Below are 12,502 nucleotides of genomic sequence, written 5' to 3'. Positions count from 1 at the left end.
TGACGTTACGCCGGGCGGGTGGCGCACGCACGTCGGACGGCCCCGACCTGCGCTTATGCCGCCGAACCACGCCTGTGGAGGCGGGACCGGGGCATCGCCGGAACATCGAACGAGATCCAGGTGTCGGGAGGTACGTCCGGCCGGCCCGGCACCGGCCTGCGCTCCTCGGTCCACGCCTCACCCGCGATGTCGGTGGCGACCCGGCGCCAGAACCGCACGCCTCCGGTGTTGTCCTCCTGGAAGGCGACCTCCCAGGAACCCGGGTGCGCGGCCATGACCTCCCGCACCGCCCTCAGCCCGATTCCCGCCCGCCGGGCGGCACGCACCACGAAGAAGCTGTTGAGCACACGCGTCGGAGCGGTCAGGCCGCGGACGAAGGCGAGACCGACCGGGTGCTCGCCGTTCGTCACGAGATACGGAGCCCAGTCGGGATCCGTGAGGGCCGAGTCGAGCCGCTCGCTGCGGAACGTCCCGTCCGGGCGGGGCAGCACACCGCTGTACGCGGACACGTCGTGGCGGAACATCAGCCAGAGGCGTTCCAGGGTGGGGCGGTCGGCCGGGCCGGCAAGGCGCACAGATGCGTCGGGCATGGGTCTCCTCGGGGTTCGGGGCATGAAAAAAGCCTCCCTGGCGGGGGCGATTGCCCGGCCGGGAGGCGAATTGACGTACCGGAAGAATACCAGCTGCCGAGGGCCGGGGGTGGTGTGTGAGGGCCGAACTCCCCCCTCACACACCGTGACTCGGCCCTCGGACTCAGCCCTCCTCCGGGTCCACCAGCTCGTTCGACCGCGCCACGCGCGCGTACCAGTGCGCGCTCGACTTGGGGGTACGGGCGAGGGACGTGTAGTCGACGTGGACCGCGCCGAACCGCTTCTCGTAGCCGTACGCCCACTCGAAGTTGTCCATGAGCGACCAGAGGAAGTACCCGCGGACGTCCGCCCCGTCCGCGATGGCCCGGTGCACGGCCGCGAGATGACCGTGGACGTAGGCGATCCGGTCGGGGTCGTGCACCGAGCCGTCCGCGCCGATCTCGTCCTCGTACGCGGCGCCGTTCTCCGTGATCAGCAGCGGCAGCTCCGGATACCGGGCGGAGACCCGGGTCAGCAGCTCGTACAGCCCGTTCGGGTCCACCGCCCAGCCCATCGCGGTGGGTTCGCCGGGCGCACGGTGGAAGGCCACGTCGTCCGCGCCCGGCCAGGGGGAGTGCTCGCTCGCCCCGTGCCCGTCGTCCTGCGGCTTCGCCATCCCCTCGGTGACCGCCGACACCACCGTCGGCGTGTAGTAGTTGATGCCGAGCGAGTCCAGCGGCTGTCCGGTCGTCGCCGTGTCGCCGTCGCGTACGAAGGCCCAGTCGGTCAGCGAGGCGGTGTCGGCGAGGAGGTCCGGGGGGTAGCCGCCGTCGAGGAGCGGACCCAGGAAGACCCCGTTGCCGACCGCGTCGATGCGGCGGGCCGCCTCCCGGTCCTCCGCCGACGTGGTGAGCGGCCGGATCTCGTGCAGGTTCAGGCTGATGGAGACCTTCGCCTGCCCGGGGTGGGCGGAGCGCAGCGCCTGCGCGGCGAGCCCGTGTCCCAGGTTCAGGTGGTGCGCGGCACGGAGGGCCGCGACGGGGTCCGTCCGGCCGGGTGCGTGGACGCCGGAACCGTAGCCGAGGAAGGCGGTGCACCACGGCTCGTTGAGGGTGGTCCAACGGGCGATCCGGTCGCCGAGAGCCTCGCCGACCAGCGCCGCGTACGCCCCGAACCGCTCGGCCGTGGCCCGCTCGGGCCAGCCGCCCGCCGTCTCCAGGTCCTGCGGCAGGTCCCAGTGGTAGAGAGTGGCGACCGGCTCGATGCCGGCCGCGAGCAGCTCGTCGACGAGCCGTCGGTAGAAGTCCAGGCCCTTCTGCACGGCCGGTCCGCGGCCGGTGGGCTGGACGCGCGGCCACGACACCGAGAACCGGTAGGCGCTCAGGCCGAGGTCCGCCATCATCCGGACGTCGTCCCGGAAGCGGTGGTAGTGGTCGACCGCCACATCGCCGTTGTGGCCCTCGAACACCTTCCCCGGGGTGTGCGAGAAGGTGTCCCAGATCGACGGCGTACGGCCGTCCTCGGCCGCCGCTCCCTCGATCTGGTACGCGGCGGTGGCGGCGCCCCACAGGAAGCCGGGCGGGAACTGACGGACCGTCGTGAGCGGTCGGGGATCTGTCGCGGTCATGCGGAAGTGCTCCCGGGTGAGAGGGGTGTACGGGGGAAGGGCAGGGGCCGGCCACCGGTCCGCGGGTCGGGTCGTGACCCGCGGACCGGCCCGTGACCTCGGGTCAGCTCTTGACCGCGCCTGTGGTGATGCCGCCGACGATGTGCTTGCCGAGCACGGCGAAGACCAGCAGCAGCGGCAGGGTGGAGATCAGCGCGCCGGTCAGCACGATCGACTGGTCGACGGTGTGGTTGCCCGCTCCCAGACCGGCCAGAGCGACCTGGAGTGTGGGACTGCCGTCCGGGGTGAGCGCGATGAACGGCCAGAAGAAGTCGTTCCAGGCCTGGACGAAGACCAGCATGCCGAGCACCGCCATCGCGGGCCTCGCGACGGGGAACACCACGTGCCAGATGATCCGCAGGCTGTGCGCGCCGTCCACCCGGGCCGCCTCCACCAGCTCCACGGGCAGCGCCTCGATCAGGTACTGGCGCATGAAGAACACGCCGAACGCGGCGACCAGGGACGGCAGGACGACGGACTGGAGCTGGTCGACCCAGCCCAGATCGGTGATGATCCGGTACAGCGGGATCACGCTCAGCTGCGGCGGGATCGTCATGGTCGCCACGACGAGCGTCAGCATCGCGCCCCGTCCCTTGAAGGGCAGCTTGGCGAAGGCGAAGCCGGCCAGGGTGGAGAAGAGCACGGTGGAGACCGCCACCAGCCCCGCCACGACCGTCGTGTTGACCAGCGCCTCGCCCATGTCGACCTGGTTCCAGGCGAAGGCGAGGTTGTCGAAGAGCCGGGGGCCGGGCAGCAGCGGGGCCGGGGGAGACACGACGCGCTCGCCCGAGTGGGAGGCGGCGACCAGGTTCCAGTACAGCGGGAAGAGCGAGATCAGCGCGGCCAGAGAGAGCAGGACGTAGGTCAGCGGGCCGGCCCGGTGCTGATCACCGGCCGGCGGGCGCGGACGGAGACGTACGTGCAGACGTGACATGAGGTCAGGCCCCCAGCTTCTTGCGGTTCGCCCGGGCGAGGAGCGTACGGACCGCCCCGATCACCAGCAGGAGCAGCAGCATCACCCAGGCGATGGCGGACGCCTGGCCGAGCGCTCCGGTCACCCAGCCCTTCTCGTACATCAGCAGACTCAGCGTCTGGAACTGGTTGCCGCTGCCGCCGCTGATGCCGAGGCTGCCGCCGAAGATCATCGGTTCGCCGAAGAGCTGGGTGGCGCCGATCGTGGAGACCACGATCGTGAAGAGGATCGTCGGACGGATCGACGGGATCGTCACGCTGAGGAACTGGCGCCACCGGGAAGCCCCGTCCAGCGCCGCCGCCTCGTACAGATCCTTCGGCACGGCCTGCATCGCGGCCAGGTAGATCAGCGCGTTGTAGCCGGTCCAGCGCCAGGTCACGATCGTCGAGATCGCGATCTGCGCGGGCCACTTGGAGGACTCCCAGTCCACCGGCTCGAAGCCGACCCAGCCCAGAACGGTGTTGATCAGGCCGTAGTCGGTGTTGAAGAGCTGGGCGAAGACCAGGGTCGCCGCCGCGATCGAGGTGGCGTACGGGGCGAGGACCGCGACCCGGAAGAACCCCCGGGCGCGCAGGCGGTAGTTGAGGAGATGGGCGAGGCCGAGCGCCATCAGAAGCTGGGGGACGGTCGACACGACACCGATCGTGAAGGTGTTGGCGAGCGCGTTCCAGAAGAACTCGCTGTCCGCGAGGGAGGTGTAGTTGTCCAGCCCCCGCCACTCGGCCGAACCGCCGAGCTCCACCCGGTGCAGCGAGAGCCAGCCCGTGTAGATCAGCGGGAAGAGCCCGAAGGCGGCGAAGGTGAGGAAGAACGGCGCGACGAAGGCGTACGGGCTGAACCGCAGGTCCCAGCGGTAGAACCGGCTGCGCAGGCCCGCGCGGGGCGATGGGGGAGGGGGCGAGGCGGGAGAGGGCGGGGCGGGCGGCGGGGAGCCGTCGGCCGCCGCCCGGAGGGAGGTGGCCACGGGGGCGTCCCTTCGGAATCGGTACGGATGCGCGGCGCGCGGTCGGTGCGGCGGGTGCGGGTGCGGGTGCGGTGGGCGCGCGGGCGGAGGCGGGCGCGCGGACGGAGGTGGGGGCGGTGGCGCGCGCGGACGGGGGGTGGCGTCGGTGCGGGCGCGGCGCGAGGGCGGTACGGGTGCCGGGACGGCGGGGCCGGCGGCCGCCCGGCGGGGGAGCGCCGGGCGGCCTGCGGCGTCGGGCGCCTCCGCTACTGCTCGATCTTGTCCTCGATCAGCTTCTTCACGTTCTCCCAGGCCTTCGCGGGATCCGTGCCGCGCTGCTCGACGTCGAGGATGCCGTTGTCGGTGAGGAAGGTCTTCACCTGGCCGTCCCAGCGGCTGATCGGGGCCGGGGTGATGCCGGCCGCCGCCTCCGAGTAGATCCGGCCGACGGGTGTGTCGCCGAAGTACGGCAGCTTCGCGTCCTGCACGGCCGCCGACGAGAGCGTGTCCTTGGTCGAGGGGATGTTGCCGTTCACGCCGAAGACCTTGGCGTGCTGCGCCGGCGCGGTGAGCCAGGCGGCCAGCTCCGCGGCCTCCTTGGCGTGCTTCCCCGACTTGGGGACGGCGAGGAACGAACCGCCCCAGTTGCCGGCCACCGGCGGCGCGGCGATGTCCCACTTGCCGTGGTTGCCCGCGCCCGCCTGGTCCTTGATGATGCCGGTCATCCAGCTCGGGCAGGCGACCGTGGCGAACGTGGAGTTCTTGAAGGCGGCGTTCCAGGTGCCCTTCTCGTCGAACTGGCGGAGCTTGGCGGTGAGGCCGCCCTGCGCCGCCGCGACGGCGGTCTCCCATGCCTTCTTCACGCCCGGGCTGTTCTCGTAGTCCAACTCGCCCTTGGTGTCGGCGTACTGCACGGCCTCGCTGGAGACGACGGCGTTGAACAGACCGCTCGCGGAGTCGTGGAAGGACGTTCCGGACGGAGCGGCCTTCTTGTAGGTCCGGCCCGTCTCCAGGAACTTGGCCCAGTCCCCCTGCCAGAGCGCGCCGACGGCGGCGCGGTCGGTGGGCAGCTTGGCCTTGGCGAAGAGTTCCTTGTTGTAGCAGATGGCCATCGGGCCGATGTCGGTGCCGAGGCCGATGACCTTGCCGTCGGCGGTGGTGGCCTGCTTGACCTTCCAGTCGAGGTACGCGCCCAGGTCCGCGCCGCCGGTCGTGCCGAGGTCGACCCACTTGTCCGCCATGGCGGGACCGGTGGCCTCCGCGACGTAACCGACCTCCAGGGCCTGGATGTCGGCGAGGCCGCTGTTGCGGGAGAGCCGCAGCTTGAGGGTGTCCCAGTACTTCTGGCCGTCGGCGACGTTCGACTCGACGATCTTGATGTTCGGGTGCGCCTTCTCGTACTCGGCGTAGAGCTTGGCGCCCGTCCTGTCGTCGTAGCCGAACGAGCCGAAGGTCCCGATGCGCAGGGTGATCTTTCCGTCGCCGCCGGCCTCGTCGGAACCGCCGTCGCTGCCGCAGCCGGTGATCAGGGCGGCGCAGACGGCGACCCCGGCGACCGCGGCCCGCGCGGTGCGGCGCCGTGCCTGTCTGCTGCGGCTCGTGCTGGAAGTGCGCATTCGACTCTCCTCGTCCGGGGTGGTGCGATGCGTGGCCCGGTACGGCCCGCGCGCGGCTCGCTGCGTGGGAGCGCTCCCACTGCGTCTCGCCGGAAGGTTGCTGCCTGGCTCGTACGGGTGTCAAGGGGCGGGCCGGAATCCGTTACACCGACCTTGGGAGCGCTCCCACGCTTGATACAGTCACCGGGACGCAGGGGACACGAGGGGAGACGGCAGATGGTGGTGAGCGGGCGCCAGACCGGCAGGCCCACCCTGGAGGAGGTCGCGGCCAGAGCCGGCGTCGGCCGGGGCACGGTCTCGCGGGTGATCAACGGCTCCCCGCGGGTGAGCGAGCACGCCAAGGCCGCCGTCACCCGGGCCGTCGCCGAACTCGGCTACGTACCCAACCGCGCCGCCCGGGCCCTGGCCGGCAGTCGTACGGACGCCGTGGCGCTCGTGATCCCCGAGACCGAGGCCCGGCTCTTCGCCGAGCCGTACTTCCTCGACATCATCCGCGGGGTCAGCGCCGAACTCGCCGACGCCGACAAGCAGTTGCTGCTCACGCTGATCCGCAACGACAAGGAGCGCCAGCGCTTCGAGCAGTACCTCACCGCGCAGCGGGTGGACGGCGTGCTGCTCGTCTCGGTCCACGCCGACGATCCGCTGCCTGACCAGGTGAGGGCGCTCGGTCTGCCGGCCGTGCTGAACGGCCGGCGCACCGAGGCGGAGCAGGTGGCCTATGTGGACTCCGACAACGTCGGTGCCGGGCGGTCGGCCGTCGCCCATCTCGCCGGGCGGGGCCGCCGCCGCATCGCCACCATCACCGGCCCGCTGGACATGTACGGCGCCCGCTGCCGCCTCGACGGCTACCGGCAGGGACTCGCGGAGGCCGGGATCGCCGTGGACGAGCGGCTCGTCGCCACCGGCGACTTCACCGAGGAGGGCGGGCGGCGGGCCATGCGGGAGCTGCTCGACCGCGAGCCCGGCCTCGACGCCGTCTTCGCCGCGTCGGACGTGATGGGGGCCGGTGCGCGCGGGGTGCTGAGGGAGTCGGGGCGGCGGGTCCCGCAGGACGTGGCCCTGGTCGGGGTCGACGACTCGCCGGTGGCCCGTCACATGGACCCGCCGCTGACCAGCGTGCGCCAGCCGATCGAGGAGATGGGGCGCACGATGGCCCGGCTGCTGCTCCAGGAGATCGCGGGGGCGTCCGAGGAGCAGCCGCACCGGGTGCTGCCGACGGAGCTGGTGGTCCGCGACTCGTCCTGACCCACCTCCCCAAGATGCACCGGGGTCTCGATACCCGGAGAATTGCACGAACAGGGTCCGTTTCCGCCACCGGGCGCAACCTGGCAAGGGGGCGGTCGACGATGCCGCTGCGACAGGAGTACCGGGCGCTCGCGTCCGGGACACTGCGCCGGTGGGTCGTGGTCTATCTGGGTGCGGTGGCCGTTCTCACGGTCTGCTACCTCACGATCCCCTCCAGGCACACCGTCCTGTGGGCACTGATCGGCCTGAGCGGTGTCGCCGCCATCCTCACCGGGATCCACCTCCACAAGCCGGCGAGGCGCTGGCCGTGGCTCGTGCTCGCGGCCGCCAACTTCACCTTCGTCGCCGGGGACACGGCGTACAACCTCCTGGAGAACCTGTTCGGGCAGACCAACCCGTTCCCCTCCGTCGCGGACGCCCTCTACCTGGCCACGTACCCCCTGTTCGCCATCGGGCTCTTCGGGTTCATCCGCTACCGAGCCGCCGGGCGCGACCTCGCCGTGGCGCTCGACGCCCTCATCCTCACCTCCGGGCTCGCCCTGCTCTCCTGGGTGAACCTGATCACCCCGCTCGCCAAGTCGACCGACATGACCTGGATCGAGAAGGCCATCTCGATCGCCTATCCGCTCGGCGACGTCCTGATGCTGGCGATGCTCGCCCGACTCCTGGTCCCCGGCGGGCTGAGGTCGCGGTCGGTGCAGCTGCTCACCCTGGGGACCTGCGGAATCCTCGCGTCCGACGTCATCTACGGCACGCTCCAGTTGCAGGGAACCTGGCAGGTCGGCACCGGCTGGGACCTCGGCTGGGTCATCTTCTTCACGGCCTGGGGCCTCGCCGCCCTGCATCCCTCCATGACCGGGCTGACCGAGCGCGTGCCCCAACCGCCGCCCGTCATCGCCGAACGGCGGCTCGCCCTGCTCGCCGCGGCCTCGCTCATCGCCCCCGTCCTGCTGCTCTACCAGTCGCTGCGTGACGACCGGGAACAGGACATAGCCGTCATCGCCGTCTTCTCCGCCATCATGTTCCTGCTCGTACTCACCCGCCTGTGGGGCATGATGGCCGAACACCGCAGCGCCGAGGCCCGCGAGCGCAGCCTGCGGGTGGCCGCCGCCTCCCTGGTGGCCGCGTTGAGCCCGCGCGAGGTCGCCAGCGCCGTCGAGGTGGCCGCCGCAACCCTCGTCGGGCCCGGCACGCCGCACAAGACGATGCTCCTCGCCCGTGACCGACGGCGCTTCCTCTACGCCGTCCCGACCGGGCACCTGCCGTGGAACTTCCGGGGTACGGAACTCTCCGGCCCCCGGAGCCCGCCCTGGCCGCAGCTGCTCGATCAGGGCAGCCGGCTCGTCCGCACCGACGAACTCGACCCCACCGTCGCGCACGCTCTCGGTCCGCTGTCGCACGCCCTGCTGTGCCCCCTGGCCCTGCAGGCACCCGCCGCGGGCGAACCGCTGCTCGGCGTCCTGCTGCTCGCGGCGCCCGAGAAGAAGCTCCGCGCGATCTCCGGGCCCGCCCAGTCCCTGGCCTCCCAGGCCGCCCTCGCCCTGGAGCGTTTCGGGCTCAGCGAGGAGGTCAACCGCCGCACCAGCGAGGCGTACTTCCGCACCCTCGTGCACAACACCTCGGACGTCATCCTGATCGTCGACGACGACGACACCGTGCGCTACGCCAGCCCCTCGGCCGAGTCGATGTTCGGCCACTCGCTGCTGCCCGGGACGCCGCTGACGGACCTCCTGGCGCCCGGCGACGCCGCCAGCGCGCTGCGGATCCTCAAGGGTGTCCGCTCACGTGACGACGTGGACGCCCGGGACGACTGGAAGCTGCGAGGCGGCGAGTCCACCGACCTGCACGTCGAGGTCCGGTGCAGCAACCTCCGTAACGAACAGACCGTCCACGGCCTGGTCCTCACCCTGCGGGACGTGACGGAGCAGCGGAAGCTGGAGCGGGAGCTCACCCACCGCGCCTTCCACGACTCGCTCACCGGACTTCCCAACCGGGTCCTGCTCCTCGAACGGATCGAGCGGGCCCTGCTGCGCGGCCGCCGCGACTCCACCCTGACCTGCATGCTCTTCGTCGACCTCGACGACTTCAAGGTCGTCAACGACACCATGGGGCACTCGGTCGGCGACGAGCTGCTCGTCGCCGTGGCCCGCCGGCTGACCTCCGTGCTGCGGCTCAGCGACACCGCCGCGCGCCTGGGCGGCGACGAGTTCGCGGTCCTGATCGAGGGCGCCAAGGAACCCAGCGACGCCGAAGCACTCGCGGCCCAGATCGTGCACACCCTGAGCCAGCCCTTCCACCTCACCGACGGTGCCGTCTCCGTGTCGACGAGCGTGGGCATCGCCACCGTCCTGGACAGTGCCCACGCCGAGGAACTCCTCGGCCACGCCGACCTCGCGCTGTACGCCGCCAAGGCAGCGGGAAAGAAGCGCTGGCGGCGGTTCCGGCCCGAACTGCACTCCCGCCTCGTCGCCCGCCACGAACTCCAGGAGGGCATGGACACGGCCATCGCCGACCATGCCTTCGCCCTGCGCTACCAGCCGATCGTCGAGGTCTCCGACGGGTCCGTCGCCGGTTTCGAGGCCCTGATCCGCTGGCCGCACGCGCGGCGCGGCATGGTCCCGCCCGACCAGTTCATCACCCTGGCCGAGGAGAGCGGGCACATCATGCCGCTCGGTGCCTGGGTGCTCGAACACGCGGCGCTCGACGTCGCCCGCTGGCAGCGGGCCCGCCCGGGACGACAACCGCCGCTGTACGTCAACGTCAACGTCTCGCCCCGGCAGTTCCGCGACCCGGGCCTCCTCGACGACGTGCGCCGCACCCTGAGCTCCTCCGGGCTGGCTCCCGGCACCCTGGTCCTGGAGCTCACCGAGACCGTGCTGATGCGCAAGGACGAGCAGATCCGCACCACCATGCGGGCGCTGCGGGAGCTCGGAGTCTCCATCGCGATCGACGACTTCGGCACCGGGTTCTCCTCGCTCAGCTATCTGCGGGAGTTCCCCATCGACGTGCTCAAGGTCGACAAGTCGTTCATCGACGACATCACCACCGACCGGCAGCAGCTGGCCCTCGTGGAGGGCATCGTCCGCATCGCCGACGTCCTCGGGCTGAACGTCGTCGCGGAGGGCATCGAGTACGAGGGGCAGCGCGAACTCCTCGCCGACATGGGCTGCCAGTTCGGGCAGGGGTATCTCTTCGCCCGGCCCATGACCGCCCACCAGGCGGAGTCCTTCCTGCGCCGTTCCTCGCACGGGCCCGTGTCCGCCTCGCACGGGCCCGTGTCCGCCTCGGCGGGAACCGCGTCCGCGCCGGCCGGGACCGCCGTCGCCGAGCGGCCCCGGCCGGTCGACCGGCCGATGACGGCGCAGCAGGCAGCGGCAGAGGCAGCGACGGCACAGGCGCGCGGGGCGCCGGCAAGGAAGCGGCCTTCCGGGAGCGCGCGGCGCGGTGCCGCCCAGCGCGATCGCCGGTGGCGCGACCTGGAGCGCCTGAAGCGGACCAGCCCGATGTGCGACGCCGTCATCGACGAGATCGACGGCCGCAAGCTGCGCGTCGAGAACGAGTGGCTCGTCGACTTCGCCTCCTGCAACTACCTCGGCTTCGACCTCGACCCGGAGATCATGGCGGCGATCGGCCCGCAGGTCAGCAGCTGGGGCACGCACCCCAGCTGGTCCCGCCTGATCGGCAGCCCCCGGCTGTACCCCCGTATCGAGGAGCGGCTGACCGAACTGCTCGGCGCTCCGGACACCCTGCTGCTGCCGACGATCACCCTCATCCACCAGTCGGTGATCCCGCTGCTCGCGGGCGACGGACGGGTCTTCGTGGAGGCGACGGCCCACCGCACGGTGTACGACGGATGTGTGGTGGCCCGCGGTCAGGGCGCCACCGTGCAGCGCTTCCACGCCGACAGCCCGTGGGAGCTCGACATGCAACTGCGGTCCGTCCCCGGCGACGAGAGCCGCCTGGTCTGCATGGACGGCGTCAACAGCATGACCGGCAACTTCCCGGACCTCGGCGAGATCGCCCGGATCTGCCGGGAGAACGGCGCACTGCTGTACGTGGACGACGCCCACGGCTTCGGAGTGATCGGCGAACGGACCCAGGGCGAGACCTCGCCCTGGGGCTCCCGGGGTAACAGCATCATCCGCCACCTCGGCGAGTCCTACGAGGGGGTCGTCATGGTCGGCGGCTTCTCCAAGGCCTACTCCTCGCTGCTCGCCTTCCTCGCCGTGCCGAGGTGGCTGAAGGACCATCTCAAGGTCGCGGCGGCGCCCTACCTCTACTCCGGGCCCTCCCCGACGGCCTCGCTCGCGACCACCCTCGCCGGGCTCGACGTCAACGCCGAGCGCGGGGACGCGATCCGGGCAGACCTCCACCGTAAGACCACGCGGATCCTCGACCACGTACGGGCGCTGGACATCGCCACCCCCAACACCGACGGACTGCCGATCATCGAGATCCCGCTCGCCGACGCACAGGACCTCGAAGCCGTGGCCTCGTTCCTGTGGGCGCGGGGCATCTACGTCACCCTGGCCAGCTATCCGCTCGTCCCGCGCAACCGCGTGGGCTTCCGTATCCAGGTCACGGCCCCCAACACCGATGAGGAGATCGACCAGCTCAACGCGGCGCTGACCGACCTCTCGCGGCGCTTCGCCCTCCAGCGGGTGCCCGGCAGCCCGCACCCCGGCGTCCCCGCCGGCCGGCCCGCGGACTCCCGGTGAACCCCTCCGCGCGAGCGCGGGCGTTCCGGCACAACCGCGACGCGGACTGGGACTCCTGGCCGGTCGCCGACTACCTGGCGGAGAACTACCGGCAGCTGCATCCGTGCGACATCGGCGTCATCCACCACCACTCCGCCTTCTACCGGCAGTTCGCGCCCGGCAGCGTCGCCCGCTCCCTGGAGTTCGGCGCAGGACCCAATCTGTATCCCCTGATGCTGGCCGCCGCGGCGAGCCGGCACATCGACGCCCTCGAACCCGGCGCGGCCAGCGTCCGCTATCTCCGCGAGCAGATGGCCCGGGGGCCCGACGCCAGCTGGGACCCCTTCTACACGCTCTGCCGTGAACTCGACCCGGGCCTCCCCGAGACGCCCGCCGAGGCCCTGGCCCGGGTACGGATCGTCCCCGGCGCGGCCGACGGGGTCCCCGCGGGAGCGTACGACCTGGCCTCGATGAACTTCGTCGCCGAGAGCGTCACCGAGGACTTCGCCGAGGTCGCCGCCCTGTGCGGCGACTTCGTCCGCTCGGTGCGTCCGGGCGGGCGCCTCGTGGCCGCCTTCATGGAACGCATGCCGAGCTACCGCATCGGCGACGGGCCGGTCTGGCCGGCCTGCCCCGTGGACGCGGGCGCGCTCCGTACCGTCTTCGCGCCGCTGACCGAGGAGCTGCGCATCACCCGGCTGGCGAAGGACCGCACGCTGCCCGAGTACGGCGACACGGGCGTGCTCCTCCTGACGGCCCGGCGAACGGAGACCTCACGTTCGCAAAGTTAGGA

The 12,502-nt window shown here is 71.6% G+C and carries 8 protein-coding genes; 3 read left to right on the top strand and 5 right to left on the bottom strand.

What is annotated here, in order from left to right; genetic code table 11:
• Positions 1-53: 53 nt before the first annotated feature.
• The 5 genes from ACZ3OF_RS13560 to ACZ3OF_RS13540 all read right to left on the bottom strand — a co-directional run bounded on the left by ACZ3OF_RS13560 (position 54) and on the right by ACZ3OF_RS13540 (position 5,767).
• A complete protein-coding gene (locus ACZ3OF_RS13560; protein WP_467304579.1) occupies positions 54-590 on the bottom strand; it encodes a GNAT family N-acetyltransferase in 537 nt (178 codons plus the stop codon).
• A 163-nt stretch (positions 591-753) separates the two neighbouring features.
• The gene (locus ACZ3OF_RS13555) at positions 754-2,196 is read right to left on the bottom strand and encodes a GH1 family beta-glucosidase (protein WP_467304577.1); all 1,443 of its coding nucleotides are present in this window, start codon (positions 2,194-2,196) and stop codon (positions 754-756) included.
• 103 nt (positions 2,197-2,299) lie between these two features.
• Positions 2,300-3,169: a carbohydrate ABC transporter permease gene (locus ACZ3OF_RS13550; RefSeq protein ID WP_467304575.1), complete on the bottom strand. Its 870-nt coding sequence runs from the start codon at positions 3,167-3,169 to the stop codon at positions 2,300-2,302.
• A gap of 4 nt (positions 3,170-3,173) precedes the next feature.
• Positions 3,174-4,172 carry a carbohydrate ABC transporter permease gene (locus ACZ3OF_RS13545; RefSeq protein ID WP_361673298.1) on the bottom strand — a complete coding sequence of 333 codons (999 nt, stop codon included), beginning with the start codon at positions 4,170-4,172 and terminating at the stop codon, positions 3,174-3,176.
• Between the two features lie 245 nt (positions 4,173-4,417).
• On the bottom strand, positions 4,418-5,767 hold the full coding sequence (locus ACZ3OF_RS13540) for an ABC transporter substrate-binding protein (RefSeq protein ID WP_361673301.1): 1,350 nt from the start codon (positions 5,765-5,767) through the stop codon (positions 4,418-4,420).
• A gap of 216 nt (positions 5,768-5,983) precedes the next feature.
• Here ACZ3OF_RS13540 and ACZ3OF_RS13535 point away from each other — a divergent pair, with 216 nt between their 5' ends.
• From ACZ3OF_RS13535 to ACZ3OF_RS13525, 3 genes are all read left to right on the top strand, one after another.
• Positions 5,984-7,012 (top strand): LacI family DNA-binding transcriptional regulator, encoded by a 1,029-nt coding sequence (locus ACZ3OF_RS13535; protein WP_361673304.1) that lies wholly within the window; start codon positions 5,984-5,986, stop codon positions 7,010-7,012.
• A gap of 101 nt (positions 7,013-7,113) precedes the next feature.
• Positions 7,114-11,730, top strand: a complete 4,617-nt coding sequence (locus ACZ3OF_RS13530) for an aminotransferase class I/II-fold pyridoxal phosphate-dependent enzyme (protein WP_361673307.1) — start codon at positions 7,114-7,116, stop codon at positions 11,728-11,730.
• Positions 11,727-12,500: a class I SAM-dependent methyltransferase gene (locus ACZ3OF_RS13525; protein ID WP_361673309.1), complete on the top strand. Its 774-nt coding sequence runs from the start codon at positions 11,727-11,729 to the stop codon at positions 12,498-12,500. Before ACZ3OF_RS13530 ends, ACZ3OF_RS13525 begins: the two co-directional genes overlap by 4 nt.
• Positions 12,501-12,502 lie beyond the last annotated feature (2 nt).

Source organism: Streptomyces sp. NPDC022552, assembly GCF_055561875.1.
This window is presented reverse-complemented; position numbering and strand designations above follow the sequence as displayed.